At 37.2% G+C, this 16,997-nt stretch carries 15 protein-coding genes and 1 pseudogene; 15 read left to right on the top strand and 1 reads right to left on the bottom strand.

Annotated elements, in window-relative coordinates; all coding sequences use genetic code 11:
* Window positions 1-67: 67 nt before the first annotated feature.
* The 10 genes and pseudogenes from HG267_RS21970 (at window position 68) to HG267_RS22015 (ending at window position 11,809) form a co-directional block, all read left to right on the top strand.
* Entirely contained in the window at window positions 68-1,471 is a 1,404-nt protein-coding gene (locus HG267_RS21970) for a GumC family protein (protein WP_045867990.1), read from the top strand.
* A gap of 68 nt (window positions 1,472-1,539) precedes the next feature.
* Window positions 1,540-2,784, top strand: a complete 1,245-nt coding sequence (locus HG267_RS21975) for an O-antigen ligase family protein (RefSeq protein ID WP_045867991.1) — start codon at window positions 1,540-1,542, stop codon at window positions 2,782-2,784.
* Window positions 2,785-2,848: 64 nt separating this feature from the next.
* Window positions 2,849-4,126 carry a lipopolysaccharide biosynthesis protein gene (locus tag HG267_RS21980; protein WP_045867992.1) on the top strand — a complete coding sequence of 426 codons (1,278 nt, stop codon included), beginning with the start codon at window positions 2,849-2,851 and terminating at the stop codon, window positions 4,124-4,126.
* Between the two features lie 108 nt (window positions 4,127-4,234).
* Window positions 4,235-5,221, top strand: a complete 987-nt coding sequence (locus tag HG267_RS21985; protein ID WP_045867993.1) for a glycosyltransferase family 4 protein — start codon at window positions 4,235-4,237, stop codon at window positions 5,219-5,221.
* A gap of 274 nt (window positions 5,222-5,495) precedes the next feature.
* Window positions 5,496-6,518 (top strand): glycosyltransferase family 2 protein, encoded by a 1,023-nt coding sequence (locus HG267_RS21990; protein ID WP_045867994.1) that lies wholly within the window; start codon window positions 5,496-5,498, stop codon window positions 6,516-6,518.
* Window positions 6,519-6,594: 76 nt separating this feature from the next.
* A pseudogene (locus tag HG267_RS21995) lies at window positions 6,595-7,053 on the top strand (glycosyltransferase family 2 protein); the annotation flags it as partial.
* A gap of 181 nt (window positions 7,054-7,234) precedes the next feature.
* Window positions 7,235-7,801, top strand: a complete 567-nt coding sequence (locus HG267_RS22000) for a hypothetical protein (protein WP_052335052.1) — start codon at window positions 7,235-7,237, stop codon at window positions 7,799-7,801.
* A 376-nt stretch (window positions 7,802-8,177) separates the two neighbouring features.
* Window positions 8,178-10,301 carry a VPS10 domain-containing protein gene (locus HG267_RS22005; protein ID WP_052335053.1) on the top strand — a complete coding sequence of 708 codons (2,124 nt, stop codon included), beginning with the start codon at window positions 8,178-8,180 and terminating at the stop codon, window positions 10,299-10,301.
* Between the two features lie 361 nt (window positions 10,302-10,662).
* Window positions 10,663-11,106 (top strand): sensor histidine kinase, encoded by a 444-nt coding sequence (locus tag HG267_RS22010; protein WP_052335054.1) that lies wholly within the window; start codon window positions 10,663-10,665, stop codon window positions 11,104-11,106.
* A 25-nt stretch (window positions 11,107-11,131) separates the two neighbouring features.
* Entirely contained in the window at window positions 11,132-11,809 is a 678-nt protein-coding gene (locus HG267_RS22015; protein WP_045868850.1) for a response regulator, read from the top strand.
* Here the strand turns inward: HG267_RS22015 and HG267_RS22020 are convergent.
* Window positions 11,806-12,105 carry a hypothetical protein gene (locus HG267_RS22020; RefSeq protein WP_228045630.1) on the bottom strand — a complete coding sequence of 100 codons (300 nt, stop codon included), beginning with the start codon at window positions 12,103-12,105 and terminating at the stop codon, window positions 11,806-11,808. The two genes, HG267_RS22015 and HG267_RS22020, sit on opposite strands and share 4 nt — an antisense overlap.
* 633 nt (window positions 12,106-12,738) lie before the next feature.
* On the opposite strand from HG267_RS22020, the gene HG267_RS22025 reads away from it, so the two are divergent.
* From HG267_RS22025 to HG267_RS22045, 5 genes are all read left to right on the top strand, one after another.
* A complete protein-coding gene (locus HG267_RS22025) occupies window positions 12,739-13,626 on the top strand; it encodes a WecB/TagA/CpsF family glycosyltransferase (RefSeq protein WP_081583882.1) in 888 nt (295 codons plus the stop codon).
* 97 nt (window positions 13,627-13,723) lie between these two features.
* A complete protein-coding gene (locus tag HG267_RS22030; protein WP_081583883.1) occupies window positions 13,724-14,416 on the top strand; it encodes a sugar transferase in 693 nt (230 codons plus the stop codon).
* Window positions 14,417-14,790: 374 nt separating this feature from the next.
* Entirely contained in the window at window positions 14,791-15,576 is a 786-nt protein-coding gene (locus HG267_RS22035; protein ID WP_045867996.1) for an RNA ligase family protein, read from the top strand.
* A complete protein-coding gene (locus HG267_RS22040) occupies window positions 15,569-16,801 on the top strand; it encodes an AAA family ATPase (RefSeq protein WP_263419964.1) in 1,233 nt (410 codons plus the stop codon). The genes HG267_RS22035 and HG267_RS22040 overlap by 8 nt, the downstream gene beginning before the upstream one ends.
* Window positions 16,794-16,997, top strand: coding sequence for an alpha/beta hydrolase (locus HG267_RS22045; RefSeq protein ID WP_155538956.1), 204 nt, complete (start codon window positions 16,794-16,796; stop codon window positions 16,995-16,997). Before HG267_RS22040 ends, HG267_RS22045 begins: the two co-directional genes overlap by 8 nt.

Raw genomic sequence — 16,997 nt, forward strand, 5'->3', positions numbered from 1 at the left:
TTATTGATTGCATAACACCGTTTAGCCTCTGGAACTCCACAATTTCCTGACTTTTAGAGGATTTTTCATGACTAATTGGATAGAAATCTCCACCGGATATTCTGGTAAATTAGGCAAATCAACAGCAAATAAGGGACGTTGGCAACCTTATTTTTTTTTAGGGATCACTACCAATTTAGTATTTTGGCTATTAGCTTTTTGTTATTTACTATTTACATCACCAACCTATACTAGTAAATCGGCTATCAATTTACCAGGAGCAGGTTCCAACGCCAATGTTAATTTACCAGGCATTGGACAAGCTTCTTATGAAAATTCATCTCCATACTCTTATAGTTCTACACAAGATCCGCGAGAAAATTATAAATTTATTGCTGGCAGTGAACCTGTACTTAAGGTTGCATCTGCTCAACTTAATATGTCTTTAGAAGAGTTTGGTAAACCGAGAATTAAAGTATTAGATAATACTACCATCATGGAAGTTGAGTTCCAAGGTAAAAGTCCAGAGGAAGCACAGAATAAATCTGTAGCTTTCTACAAAGCTTTAGAAGCAAGGCTTAATGAATTAAGAACTCAAGAAGCCCTAAAAAAAGACTTAGGTATTCAAACTTCACTCAAATCTTCACAAAAAAAATTACAAACTGCCCAGAAACGACTTTCGGATTATAAAGCTAGTTCAGGTTTAAACTCTGAAGAACAACTTAAGGAACTCACAACCAATATTGAAGAACTACGCAGACAAAAAGCTGAAATTTTGGCTCAACAACAGCAAGCTAACACTAGGTTGCAACAATTATCCGCTAATTTAAAACTATCTGCTCAACAAGCTACACAAGCTTTTGTTCTACAATCAGATCAGATATTTCAGCATAATTTAAAAGATTATAGCGAAGCTAGTGCTTCTTTAACTGTATTGGAATCAAAGTTTTTACCAGATCATCCTCAAATTATTGCAGAGCAAGACAAGCGAGACATGGCACTAAAAGCTCTGCTCGAAAGAGGCAAATATCTTTTAAAAGAACCAGTCACCCTGGCTTTTCTTAATCAATTAAACCTAAGTAGCAATAATAATGGTAATACTGCTCAGGATAGCTTGTTTCAACAAGTAGTAACAGTTCAAGCAGATCAAAAGGGACTAACATCTCAAGCTCACGCTATAGAAAGACAGATTACTCAGTTAGAAACTAGACTCAAAAATCTTGCACAGCAAGAATCCAACTTGGATGCATTAAAACGAGATATGCAAGTTGCAGAAGCAGTATTTTCCACTACATTAACTAGGCTTGATATCGGTAAGTCCAATGCTTTTGGTTCTTATCCCTTCATGCAAATTGTGAATGAACCAAGTTTACCTGATAAGCCTAGCTATCCTAAAAAAGAATACGTTTATATTGGTGCGACTGTTGGTTCAATTTTATTAACATCTGGAATATTTTTACTCTCACTGCGCGCTCGTCATCAGCAAAAATAATAGCCTTTATAGAATTAGCAATTATATGTTACATAAAATCAGTTCTAAGAAATTTTTTTAGAAATTCAATGAAACCTCAAAACTTCCCGGAAAAATTAGTTTGGTACTCACTTGTAGGAACTTATGGTTTGTACCTTTTGGGAGCAAATTATATTGCTATGTCTATAGTTATCTGGGTATTAGCTTTTTATCTATTTAAAAAACTTTGGCAGCAAAATTATAATACACCTAATAATGAAAAAATCATCATTACCCCTACTATCTGGGTATGGATTATTTCCATGTTAGTTATGGAAGTAAGTTTAATTGCCGCTCATATAGATTTTGATTTAGGAATAGGTAAAATTGTCACTTCATCAATCAATTGGGCTAGAACATGGGCTTATCTGGCATTATTTCCTTTGATTGGATGCTTAAAAATTCGTCCTCAATTAATTTATAGAGCCATTTGTATTATTTGCTTACAAAGCTTAATATTTATACCCCTCTGCTATATAGCTTCTCAATTACATTTACCGAATATCTTGTATAATTCCCCTTTACATTTAATAGGAGGTAATAGTAGTTTAATGTATAATGTGGCCCTGTATGGATTTGAAGAAGAAACCAATCAAATCCGTCTACAATTATTTACACCTTGGGCACCTGCTTTAGGCTTAACAGGCTGTATTTATTTTTTCTTAGCTAATCAGGAATCTGATAGAAAATGGCGCTTTATTGGTATTATTGGTTCTATAGCAATGATATTAAGTTCATTTTCTAGATTGTCAATGCTATGCCTTGCCATAGTTCCATGTTTTTCCTGGCTAATAGGAAACTTTATTAAACCTAAAGTACAAATTTTATCTGGTATTATATGTTTTGTTGCAGGTATCTTTGCCACTAAGCTAATCAATTTTATTCAGGATTTTAAAGAACAGTTTTCTAAGGTAAGAGCTAGTTCATCAAGAATTAGAGAAATTTTAGGACGCGTAGCTCTAGAACGCTGGAATGAAGCACCTATTTGGGGTCATGGGTTTGTTGACCCTAAGGGGCCTGCAATTGCCACTTTTATGCCTATAGGTAGTCACCATACATGGTTCGGTATCCTATTTGAAAAAGGATTAGTAGGCGCATTTTCATTATTATTTCCTTTTTTATGGAGCTTGATAGATTTAATCCATAAATATCATAAAATTCATACTGCTAAAGTAAGTCTTAGTATACTTTTAGTTTTGTTCTTCTTTACCTTTGGAGAAAATATAGAAACTTTAGCCTATCTTTATTGGCCAGGTTTGTTAATCATGGGTATGGCATTTAAAGAAAAGATTTAATCCTAAGATTACTATAAAATTTTCTAAATAATTAGAACAATATTATAATAAACTTTGTAATCACATGTTAATCAATAATATAAGGCAAACATTATCTACTAAATTTATTCGCAATGTTGGATGGTTGGGAGGAGCAGAATTAGCAAACCGTATTTTTCGCTTAGGCACAACTTTTACATTAGCACGGATGTTTAGTCCCTATGATTATGGACTAGTAGCTGTTATTTTAACTACCAATGAGTTTGCAAATGTTGTAACGCTGAAATCTGGAATTAGCTCTAAGATTATTCAGGCTGATGAACAAAATTTAAAAGTTATATGTAATACTTCATACTGGCTAAATTGGATTGTCTGCATTTTCATGTTTATCCTTCAGTGTACTGCAGCATTCCCAATAGCATTGTTTTATGGAAATAATCGAATTATTTTACCAATATGCTTTAGTGCTTTAGTATACTTAATGTTGCCATTTTTCATGGTTCAATGTGCATTAATTCAACGCGAAAATAGATTAAATATCATAGCTTTATGTAATATAATTCAGTCTCTATCAATTAATATTTTAACAATTACTTTAGCTATATTAGGGTTAGGTGTATGGTCTGTAATTTTACCAATTGTTATAACTACTCCTATATGGATAGTCATTAATAACAGGAATCATAAGTGGCAGCCTCCTAAATCATTTCAGCTAGAACAATGGCAAGAAATTCTATATTTTAGCAAAGATATACTGGGCGTTGAGTTCTTAAATAAGCTCAGAAGTAATATAGATTATTTAATAGTAGGCCGTTTTTTAAGCATTGATGCTTTAGGTATATACTATTTTGCCTTTAATGCTGGTTTAGGTATAAGTTTAAACGTAGTCAACGCATTTAATACTGCTTTATTTCCTCATCTTTGCGAAGTTAGGGCAGACTTTAAACAGATGCGATCACGATACTTTAGTAGTCTTAAGTCTACTGCAACGTTTGTAATTCCATTAATTCTTCTTCAATCCAGCCTAGCTCCTTTATATGTGCCACTTATTTTTGGGCAGAAGTGGGTAACAGCGATTCCGGTTTTGATCCTGATTTGTTTATCAGCTTTATCACTTCCTCTCTACAATGCAACTAGCTTACTAATCAATGCTGTAGGTAAAACTCATATTAACCTCTATTTTAACTTAACTTATACTTTGTTATTTGCCGTTTTTTTACTATTTGCTGTAAGGTGGGGAATTTTTTGGATAGCCGCAACAGTGTTAATTTGTCAATTAGTAATTCAAGGTGCATTTAGTATTTGGGCTATAAAATATATATTTACGAGACCTCCTAATTTTTATATGAGCAATAAACAGTAATAAATATTTATTAACATCAAATACAAATTTGAAAAATTTTACTATTTATGAGATTAGCTTAGTATTTTTTATTGCATAATTTTAGACAAACAACAAATTATTAAACTAATGAAAGATAAAATATTGATATTAGTTGAAAATTATAATTTAGGTGGAGTAAAATCTACTGTTGATGCATTAATACATTCGGAACTGAAAGATAAATTTGAATTCAAAGTTTTATCTATTAAAGAAATTGATTTTATTAAAGATTTTCAGCCTAAAATTATTTTATTTAATGTTGTGAATACTTGGAGGAATATTCTAAAGCTGCTATCGATAAAACTCAAAAATACTTATACAAAAATCATTATCATTGAGCATCATTATTCAAGATGTTTTGAACAATATAATGTACCTAACTTGTCTCGTTTTCACTTGATGCTCAAATTATCGTATAGTCTTGCAGATCATGTAATATCAATATCCCAAAATCAATTTGAATGGATGTTACAAAATCGTTTACTTCCTTCACATAAAGTATCTGTAATCGAATCATGCCGATTACTAGAAAAGTTTTTTGCGATTCCTTCAAAACCTATTCACAAGCCTATTATCTTGGGGGCATATGGGCGGTTTTGTCTCCAAAAAGGATTTGATGTTTTGCTCAAAGCGATGAAATTAGTATCACCAGCACAAGTTACTCTGCTGTTAGAAGGAGAAGGAGCATTAGAAAGCGAACTAAAACAATTAGCCCAAGGACTAGATAATGTCAGATTACTAGGACGTGTTAATGATGTACCTAGTTTCTTAGAAAAGTGTGATGCTGTAGTGATTCCCTCTATATGGGAGCCCTGGGGTCTTGTTTGTTTAGAAGCTAAAGCAGCTGGTAAACCAATTATTGCGTCTGATGTTGATGGTTTAAGTGAACAAGTATACAACTGTGGTATTTTAGTACCTCCACAAGATCCTGTAAAACTAGCTCAGGCGATCACATCTCTATCAAATCAAGATTTAGAAATTTGGGGGAATGGTGGTCGGGAATCAGTCAAAAATGCTTGGCAAAACTACATAATTAAGTTGGAAACTTTGATTGAGGAAATACTTGAATTATAGCTACTCAAAAATGCACATAATATTGTGATTATTTGCTTCTTTGATTTGTGATTATTTTTGCATATAATATCAAGATTTATTAAAACGAAATTTTATCCGTTTTATGATTTTTTCTAACATTAAACAATAACAAACATGAAAATGATTTGTTTTAAAAGAATTCCCCAAAACAATACAGAAGAGAATGACATAAATTTTTCTTGTATTAAGCGAGTAAATTCACAAATAATTATCATATTCACGTAATAGTAAATATCAACAAACAGCTTTAAAAATGTGCAAAATTTCTGTAATTATTCCGGTATATAGAGTTGAAAAATTTATAGCTGCTACTGTAGAATCTGTACTAAGCCAAACTTATACAAATTTTGAGCTTCTGATTATCGATGATGATTCTCCCGATAAGAGTATAGAGATTTGTCAGCAATTTGCAGACTACAGAATTAAAATAATTCATCAGCAAAATCGCGGATTAGCTGGAGCTAGAAATACTGGAATACGCCATGCCCAAGGAGAATATTTAGCGTTTTTAGATGGAGATGATATTTGGTTACCAGAGAAGTTAGAAAAACATATTGCTCACCTTAGAACTTCACCAGATGTCGGTGTGAGTTTTAGCCGTTCCGCCTTTATTAATGAATCGGGTAAGCCATCAGGTACGTATCAAATGCCTAAACTGAAAAAAATTACCATACCTGATGTACTTTGCTGCAATCCACTTGGCAATGGCTCATCTGCATTATTTCGTAAGAAAGTTTTTGCAGATATTAAATTTCAAGGCAATCTTTACGGTACTGTAGAAGATTTTTATTTTGACGAACAGTTTCGTCAATCAGAGGATGTTGAATGCTGGATTCGGATTTTAATCCAGACTAATTGGAAAATTGAAGGTATTCCGGAATCATTAACATTGTATCGCATAAATTCAGATGGGCTTTCGGCAAATCTTTTCCAGCAGTTAGATGCTTGGGAAAAAGTAATTGATAAAATCCGCTCTTATGCACCCTCGGTATTAAATAATTGCGAAGAACTTGGTAGAGCTTATTATCTCAGATATTTAGCTCGCACAGCGTTACGTCTACAAGCAGGTTCAATGTCTGTGAAGCTAATAAATAAAGCTTTAGCTACTAACTGGCGAATTCTCATACAAGAGCCACGACGGACAACTTTTACCTTAGTTGCAGCATATTTGCTTTTTATTCTACCCCAATCTATTTATAAACAAATAGAATCTGTTGCTTTAAAAAGTACAGGCATTACCCAACGGCGACGCATTTTACAAGATCAACGTTCTTAAGTATCCATAGAGATCATAAAGGAAAGCTTCATATCGAATATGGGTTTTAGTAATCAATAATCACTACTAAAAGGCTATGAAGAAAGTTTCTGTCATTATTCCAGTTTACCAAGCTGAAAAATATATTGCTGACACAGTAAAATCTGTGCTTAACCAAACCTATCAAAATCTTGAAATCCTGATTATTGATGATGGCTCTACAGATCAAAGCAGAGAAATTTGCCAAAAATTTACAGATAAACGAATTACAATTGTCTCTCAAGAAAATGCTGGAGTAGCCGTTGCTCGGAATACTGGTATATGTCACGCTCAAGGAGAATATTTAGCTTTTTTAGATGCAGATGATTTATGGGCCCCAACAAAGATAGCAAAGCACGTAGAACATCTTGATAACTCTCCAGCAGTTGGCGTTAGTTTTTGTCGCTCTGAATTTATTGATGAAGCAGGGAAATCTCTGGGGATCTATCAACTAACCAAACTCAAGCATATTACTCCTTTAGATCTCCTTTGTCGTACTCCCATCGGTAATGGCTCTGTACCGAATGGCACTAAGTTAAGCTGAAGGGTATGCAGCGTAAGGATTGCAGAGGGGCAGGGGTGCAGGGGTGCAGAGGGGAATTTCTATTTCTTGCGTTCGATGCATAAAACTTCTTCTTTCTCCCCTGCTCCTCCGCTCCTCTGCACCCCTGCTGCCTCAACGATTTTCTCTTTTCTTAGTGCCATTCGGCTCTGTACCAGTAATTAGAAGAGAAACTCTAGAAGACATTGCCTATAAAAGTCATTTATATTTTGATGATGATCGCCAACTGCATCCTTCCGAGGATGTGGAGTGTTGGTTACGTATTATGATGACAACTAAATGGCTCATAGAAGGAATTCCAGAAGCTTTAACTTTTTATCGCGTTAATTCCCAAGGATTTTCTGCCCAATTAGTTAAAAAGTTAAATTCTTGGGAGAGAATGCTTGAAAAAGCTCGTGCATATATAAATCCGGAATTAATGGCTGAGTTAGAAAATATCGCAATGGCTTACCAAATGCGATATTTAGCACGTAGAGCAGTGAGTCTGCAAGATGCATCAATGGCTGTAAAGCTGATAAATAAAGCTTGTGTGACAGACTGGCGTGTTCTTTTGGAAGAGCCACGCCGCACGCTTTTAACATTAGCAGCCGCTTATTCTCTATGGTTGTTACCCTCGTCGTTGTACAGTTATATAGAGGCTGTGGCTTTAACAACTAAAGGAAATAATCAAAGAAAGCGCATTTTGCAAGACCAAACTGGTTAATAAGTAGTTAGACAAAATTAATTACATAATTTTTTCCAAATTCTCTGAGAGTTTTTTCAACAGATGCGACAAAGGTCTGCCAATTTTTGTAAGCATCTATTTTAATCCATTCATACTTAATAAACCGCCACAAAATATCAATCAAATTTAACTATGGTGAATAAGTAGGCAATTTAAAGATGGTAATACCACGTTCTTTCCATTCTTCTATTTTGTCAAGAATAGCATCACTAGTATGAATTGAGGATTGACATTGGATTTGTTAAATAAATACTTGAAATTACTCATATTAAAGTAGCAAAGTTTGCGTAATATTCCTGTAACACTAGTTTTCTTCTGTAGATGTAGATGTGTTCCGTAATTCAAGTAATCGGCTATGAGCGATCGCAAATTCTGCATTCCCTTAGTCAATGCTGGCTGCATTGGTATGATGGTGCTGACTACTGCTATTGCAATTACACCTGTAAAATCGAGTTGTAGTGCTACATCCGGCTACCAGTGGCAAAATGTTGCTATTGGGGGCGGTGGCTATGTTACAGGTATTTATCTGCACCCTCTACAGCAAAATCTTGTCTACATCCGAACTGATATCGGTGGCTTTTACCGTTGGAATCCTGCAAATAAGACATGGATACCTTTAACAGAGCGCTTTCCCCTCTCTCAAAGTAACTACTATGGAGGCGAAGCCCTAGCACTCGATCCTCAAAACCCCAATGTTGTCTATATTGCTGCGGGTAAATACACTGGTAGCTGGGCTGGTTTAGGGACAATTTTTAAGTCTACTAATCAAGGCAAAACTTGGACGAAGTTGAATATTGACTTGCCGATGGGTGGCAATGAAAATCAGCGTTGGGCTAGCGAAAGACTGGCTGTTAGCCCGTTTAATTCCAATATCATCTTCTTTGGTTCCCGTACAAATGGGCTATGGAAGTCATCTGATGCTGGTGGTAAATGGCAGCAAGTTACTAGCTTACCTGCAAAACCTCAAGCAGATATTGGCATTGCTGCCATCGTGTTTGATAAAAAAGCATCTGGTGTTGTATATGCCAATACTTACGGTGATGGCATATATCAATCTACTGACAATGGTCTCACCTGGCGTAAAATCCCAGGTAGCCCTTCCCATGTGAATCGCATGACGGTTGTCAGCAACGGTATTGTTTATGCGACCCATAAAGCCGGAGTTAGCAAATATACAAATGGAGTCTGGACTAATATCACCCCTCCTAATGCTCAAGCTGGCTTTGGTGCGATCGCAGTCAATCCCAGCAACCCTAATCAAATTTTAGTTGTTTACGACCAGTATCAAAAAAACAACTCTTACACCATCTTCCAATCTACTAACGGTGGATCTTTATGGCAAGCTAAAAAACGTACTTTAAACTCTCAAGTACCTTGGTGGCCTGATTGGTATTTCGCTTCTGCAACCGCAGATATTGAATTTGACCCCAAAATTCCTGGTAGGGTCTGGTTAACAGATTGGTATGGCACATGGCAAACAGATAATATCAACGTTGAATCACCTATCTGGTCTAATTACGAACAAGGGCATGAGGAAGTGGTTAGCTTTGCCCTCGCTGCGCCTCCCAGTGGTTCGGTGTTATTAAGCGGTTTAGCTGATGTTGATGGCTTTCATCACCAAAAAGGACTCAAGGCTTATCCTTCCACACAGTTTGGTGGCAATAATGGTCTACGGTTTCAAGACACCTATAGTATTGATTACAGTGAAAGCAATCCTTTACGAATGGTGCGTTTAGGCGGCAATCGCTGGAACAATACCTATAATGGAGCAACTTCGACAGATGGCGGTAAGACTTGGAATAAGTTTTCCTCATTTCCCTCTAAGACCATACCTCTGCGTGTAGCCACATCTGCAACTAACCCCAATTTGTTTGTCGTCATCAATAGTCAAAGTCAGCCGCTCCGCACTACCAACGGCGGCGCTTCTTGGAGTCAAGTATCGGGATTACCCAATGGCCCCCAAGGGCCTTGGTATTGGGGTCAGCCACTAACCGCAGACAAAGTCAATGGTAATGTATTTTACTATTACAATGGGGGCAAATTTTACCGCAGTGATGACGGTGGTACATCTTTCAATGTTGTTAACTCATCCCTAGCCAATGAAAATTGGTCTACCCTGAAAACAGTTCCAGGGGTAAGCGGCGAGGTTTGGGTGAGTCTCAACTGGAATGGATTACATCGCTCAACCAATGGTGGTCAGACATTTACAAAGATTCCCCAAGTGGAGAGAGCTTATTTATTTGCTTTTGGAAAGCCACAAACGAGCAGCACAATTCCTGCATTGTATTTGTATGGCAAAATTACTGGTCTAGGTGAAGGAGTATTCCGTTCTCTAGATAATGCCAAAACATGGACAAGTATTGGCGATCCCCAAATACCTATCGGCAATAACCCAAATGTCATGGAAGCCAGTAGACAGCAATTTGGGCTGGTCTTTATTGGTACAAATGGGCGAGGAATTTACTATGGCAGCCCGTAATTGAATACACTTGTGTGTTCATATTGTCTTAAGTAATTTGGTCAAAATACATCTCAGATAAGTAATTGGTAGTGTTATCTGAGATGAATGGCACTAAGAAAAAGTGAAATCCTTGCCTGGACTGGGTGTTGGGGGTAGGGTGCAGGGTGTAGGGAAGAATAAAGAGTTTCTAGAAATCAGTGCCAACATAAATAAATCTTCAACTCACTACACCCCACACCCGACACCCCACACCCAAAAGCCTTATAGGTAATGGGTTTGCCGTTATCTTAGTGCCATTCCGCTCTTAGATATCTCTCGCTATGAAGTTGGTAATAGGGTGAGCTTGAATTATGAGCCTCTAAATTGGGAAAAGATAGTTGTGAAAGTAATTACCCAAATTCAGGCTATTTCTCAATCTCATTTTTGTTTGAAATATAACATTGCTCAATCTCTACCAACCATCTATGGCGATGAGTTAGAGATTCGACGCGTTTTACAAAACCTCCTAGATAATGCTGTGCGTATCAGTGAGCCTCACAAGCAAATATTGATTAATGTTGCTAGCTTCAAAGACAACCAAGTCAAAGTTTCGGTGCGCGATCAAGGTAGAGGGATTGCACCACAGGAAAAAGAACAACTGTTTTACCGTTTTGTACAAGGACGAGGCCGACGTGGTAAATGTGGACTTGGTCTTTATTTATGCCGTCAAATCATTGAAGCTCATGGTGGCATAATTGGCGTTGACAGTTCCCTCGGTAAGGGTAGTACCTTTTGGTTTACCTTACCAGTTAATACAGATAAGGCTAGGTTCCATCATGCATAGTGTTAAAAGTGTAGGAACAGGAATCATGTCTGAGAGTGACGAACAAAAAAACGTACGGATTTTATTAGTAGACGATCATGCTTTGGTACGCCGAGGGATGAAAGGCCAATTTACGATAGAACCTGGTTTTGATGTCGTTGGAGAGGCTACAGACGGCAAACAGGCAATAGAAATAGCGATAAAACTCCAGCCAGATGTGATTTTAATGGACATTGATATGCCAATTATGGATGACATCACAGCTACACAGCAAATCAAAAGCGATCGCCCTCATATTCGCATTCTGGCCTTGAGCGCATTCGACCATGATACCCAGGTAATGGGAATGCTGGCAGCTGGCGCAGATGGTTACTGTTTAAAGAGTATTGAATGGGAGCAATTAATTGTAGTGATTCAATTGATTCTCCAAGGTGGTGCTTATTTAGACCCACAAATAGCGCAAAAAGTTTCCCGAATGCTTAGGCCTGTGGTAGTTGCCCACAAAGTCGCTGTTTCTGAAACATCGCAACAGCCAGTCCTCAGCAACCGGGAACGGGAAATTTTAAAACTAATTGCTGATGGCTATTCCAACCAAAGCATTGCTGATGAGTTATACCTATCACTAGGAACAGTGAAGTCCTATGTACGTATGATCCTCAATAAACTCAGCGTAGACGATCGCGTTCAAGCAGCCGCAATTGCTATCAGAGAAGGATTAATTTAAATTTGGAGGAGTTCTTGCAAACGTATAGACAATTCTGATGGGGATTTAACATTGGTTCTATCCCCATCAACAGTTTGCTCTGACCACAAAATGTAAGGTTGGTCTATACATGACACAAAGCCTTCAGGTAGAGGTTGACAGAGTACAAAAACATGGGGATTGAACAGAGTTATCTCTTCATTGAGCGGAACACCATAGTAAGGGAACACTTCTAAATCCTTTGTCATACAGTAGCGGCTGACACGTTGCACTGTAGTGACTTTGCTACCAATGACCATAACGCGAGGTCTTTCCATGACAACGACCGAATGATTGAGAGGATAATACAGCTAGAGATGATAGAGATAGCAAAAATGTTTCAGGGTTTCAAAAATTATATAGCTTGCATTATTACCCTCTTCATTAAAGACAATAGCAATCTTTAATTAATGAATTAATAGCTATAAACAACGTTTAAATATAGCATTTCTAGAATCGTTTATGCTATATGTATATTTTTAGCTAGTTGACGGCTAGAGTCTCATATTTTTGAGCTACTTTATATAGATGAATTTATTATGAAGTTTCAGCTATCTGTACGCTACAACCAAGCGGATAGCTATGTGGATAATCTTATTGACTAATGAGAATGCTGTATTGATGAGAGCTTAAATAGCCGTTAGATAGTTTTTTATATTGATATGAGCAGAGGAGACTGTACCCATATCAAATAAATAAAATCTCTGGTTATATCAATGCTCTTATTTGTTGATGCATAAGATTGTAATGCGAATATTCTCAAGGGCTTGATAGATTTAGCCCTATGGCATTCCTTGTATAGCAAGCAAGTAAAGAGGTTTGTTTTAACCCTGCATCAAGCGGTGTGTACATTGTGCTGCTATTACAACACCCCAGCATTTACCAAATTTCAATAATGGGTTTCAAAATATATGGCAAACCGAATGAGTTTTATTACTCCTCGTTTTGGGAGTATTTTCTTTTCTAGAAAAATCAAACTCTTAATTAGGAAATATTTCCAACGTTATCGTCATGCGATAGCTCAGGAATTTACAGACAGAGTTAATGTTTTAAATATTGAAATTGATAACTTACTAACAACAGATCTGTTAGAAAGACTTGAGAAAGGTATTGTATTTACACCTAATGTCGATCATGTAATGAAATTGCAACGTGATCGGGAGTTTTTAGAGGCATATAGTAGTGCTGATTATAAACTCTGTGATAGTCAAATTTTGATTTATGCTTCTAGATTTTTAGGTAATCCCATCAAAGAAAAAATCTCTGGTTCTGATTTCTTTCCCGCCTTTTACAATTTCCACAAAAAAAACGAGCAAATCAAAATTTTTTTACTGGGTGCAGCCAAAGGTGTAGCAGCTAAAGCTCAAGAGAAAATAAATACTAAAGTCCACCGCAATATTGTTGTGGGTAACTATTCACCAGCCTTTGGTTTTGAAAAAAATCAACAAGAATGTAAAAGGATAGTGAAATTAATTAATGATTCAGGAGCAACTGTCTTAGCTGTCGGTTTGGGTGCGCCTAAACAAGAAAAGTGGATCTGTAAATATAAAGAGCAATTGCCCAATATCAAGATATTTTTAGCCATAGGTGCAACAATTGACTTTGAAGCTGGAAATATTCCAAGAGCGCCAGAATTTATTAGCAATTTAGGTTTGGAATGGTTGTATAGAATGTCTCGTGAACCAAAGAGATTATGGAAAAGATATTTAATAGAAGATTTACATTTTTTATGGTTAATCTTACAACAAAAGTTTAATATTTATCAAATGACACCTAGCGAAGAACAGAGCAGTAAATAAAAGTCCAACAGGACAAATTAAATGGACTTAAATATTCGCCAAAATTCTGATCTATATTGCTGGCTTTCAATACTGATTGACTGAACCTTTAATTACCATGTCTAAACTCTCTAATTCGCAACCAAGTGACATCCCAGTTGTGAATCGTGCCTATCTTGCCCATGTTGCTCAATTCCCAGTTCATCCTTCTGTTAATAGCAAAGCGAAAAGGGTAATTGACATCTTAGGTGCTGTGATAGGACTAGGGATTATGGCAGTTATTTTGATTCCCGTGGCTGTAGCCATTCAATTAGATAATCCTGGCCCTATATTCTATAGTCAAATTCGCTGTGGGCTGAATGGGCGCTCTTTCCGGATTTGGAAATTTCGTTCTATGGTAGTTGGTGCGGAAAAACTCAAGCATCTAGTGAAGAACGAATCTCAAAACAAGCGTATTTTTAAAAATGAGAATGATCCGCGGATTACGAGGATAGGGAAGTTTCTCCGGCGGACGAGTTTAGATGAACTCCCTCAGTTTTGGAACGTACTACTAGGAGAAATGAGCTTAGTCGGTACACGTCCTCCAACCCCTGATGAAGTGATGCATTACTCAAGTCATCACTGGCAACGTTTAAATGTCAAACCTGGGATGACTGGAGAATGGCAAGCTAATGGGCGTTCTCAAATCAAAGACTTTGAAGATATTTTGAATATGGATATTGACTACCAACGTAAATGGTCTATAGCTTACGATATTATTTTAATTATTAAAACTCTCAAAGTTGTATTTCAGAAAGAGGGTGCTTTTTAGGATTATTTCTATTTCATAATCATAAAAATAAAACGGTGATGGCAATCTGATTTGCTTTGCCAAAATATCAGTATATATAAGTTGAGATACCACTTACTTCAGCAAAACTCACATCCCAGAAACCCGACTTTTTGAAAAAGTTGGGTTTCTAAATGCTCGCTTCCGGAAACATTGCCCCAGCCTGTGGAGTATATGTATTATAAAAATACTAGTCTTGGAAAACTACGGTAACGGCATATGTAGTCCCTGGTCTCAATCAAATTCACTTCAATGGCGAATGCTAGCAATTTCTGATTTTCTCATTTAGAAAAATTGCTGATTCGTTTCAATTCGTCACCCAAATATTTGATTGCTATCAGCAAGGTAGAAAAGTCATGGAACAAATCTATAAATATCCGCGTACCCATCATATTCAGGGTTCGCGGTTGCAACCTGGGGATGAAGACCTAGAGAGTATTCCCTTTGATGCACTCAAAGAAAAGTATGTAGTTGTTGAAGAAAAAGTTGATGGTGCAAATGCAGCCATTAGTTTTGCGGCGGATGGTCAAATTCGACTGCAAAGTCGAGGACACTATTTAACAGGTGGGGCGCGAGAAAAGCACTTCAATTTGTTTAAACAGTGGGCACATACTCACGCTTTAGCTTTTTGGCAGGTATTGGGAAGCCGCTATATTCTGTTTGGGGAATGGCTGTATGCGAAGCACACAGTATTTTATGATGCCTTACCCCACTACTTTTTAGAGTACGACGTACTCGATTTAGAAAAGCAAGTATTTCTCAGCACTAAAAGCCGTCAGCAGTTACTAGCTGGATTGCCTTTATGTTCTGTACCTGTGCTGTTTTCTGGTCATATCCAATCCTACAAGCAAATGATTGGCTTGGTGGCTGAGTCACATTATCAAACCTCCGCACATTTGCAAACTTTCTGCCAAATTTGTCAGGAAAGAGGACTTGATGTGGAACGTTCTCTCAAACAAACTGACCAAAGTTCGTTGATGGAAGGTTTATACATCAAAGTTGAACCAGGAGATACAGTAATTGCGCGTTATAAATACGTGCGTTCCAGCTTTTTAACCACTATTCAACAATCCGATGGGCATTGGCTCAATCGCCCCATCATACCGAATGTGCTGCGTTCTGATGCAGATTTGTTTGGGTAGTTGGGCATGGGGCATTGGGCATTGGGCATGGGGGATTAGTCATTTCCCCCTCATCTACCTCATCTACCTCATCATCCAAGGCTTAAAATTTATGAGTTTTTCTAGTCAAGATTGGTCTTTTCCTTATTGTCCGAATGAAGCCGATTGGTTGATAAATTGGTCGGCGCTGGAAGCAAAATTTGATTGGTTGCGATCGCTTGCTAATTGTCCCCAAAATCCGCGTTATCATGCTGAAGGTGATGTTCTCATTCATACAAAATTAGTATGTGAAGCTTTAGTTGCTTTACCTCAATGGCGAGTATTACCAAGCAAAGAGCAATCAATCTTATTTGCAGCAGCTTTACTGCATGATGTGGCAAAACCTGCAGCTACTGAAATTGCAGAAGATGGTGCTATATCCTCGAAAGGTCACGTAGTTCAAGGTGCAAAAATGGCACAGCAGATACTTTGGGATTTGCAAGTACCATTTAAAGAACGGGAGGCGATCGCTTCTTTGGTGAAATATGGTAGTTTACCCCTATGGTTTTGGGATAAGTCCAATCCAGAACGGGCAGTGATCAAAGCTAGCCAGATTATTCGCTGCGATATGCTGGCGATACTTGCAGAAGCAGATGTACGCGGGCGATACTGCAATGATCAAGCGCAATTACTCGAACGTATAAACTTCTTTCGCGAATTTTGCCAAGAAAATAGCTGCTTTGAGCAACCAAGACAATTCCCATCAGCGCACAGTCGGTTTATTTATTTTCAAAAAGAAAATGGTAACCCAAACTATGAAGCATACGACGACACGCGCTTTCAGGTGATAATGATGTCAGGATTACCAGGTTCGGGAAAAGATACTTGGATCAAAGAAAATCTCCCCGATTGGCAGGTAATTTCTTTAGATAAACTGCGTCAGCAAATGGGAATCGACCCAGAAGACGACCAAGGTGTAGTAGCAAATGCAGCTAAAGCCTTAGCTAAAGAATATATGCGAAATGGACAATCCTTTGTGTGGAATGCCACTAACCTGAGCCGCCAATTACGGGGAATGCTCATTCGGATGTTTGCTAATTATCAAGGTCGAATTCGCATTGTTTACTTAGAAACATCTTGGGAAGAATTATTGCAGAGAAACTGCGATCGCACCGCCAAAGTTCCAGAAAAAGTACTTTATCGGTTGAAAAATCGCCTAGACGTACCCGATATTACTGAAGCACAGGCAGTAGATTGGATTGTATAGAGAATTAGGCATTGGGAATTGGGTATTGGGCATTGGGCATTTGGTATTCGTCATTAATTACTTTTTATCTCCCTACTCCTCAATTACCAATTACCAATTACCAATTACCAATTACCAATTACCAATTACCAATTACCAATTACCAATTACCAATTACCAATTACCAATTACCAATTACCAATTACCCAATTCATAA

The sequence above is a fragment of the Tolypothrix sp. PCC 7601 genome (genome assembly GCF_025677855.1).
Classification (GTDB): domain Bacteria; phylum Cyanobacteriota; class Cyanobacteriia; order Cyanobacteriales; family Nostocaceae; genus Aulosira; species Aulosira diplosiphon.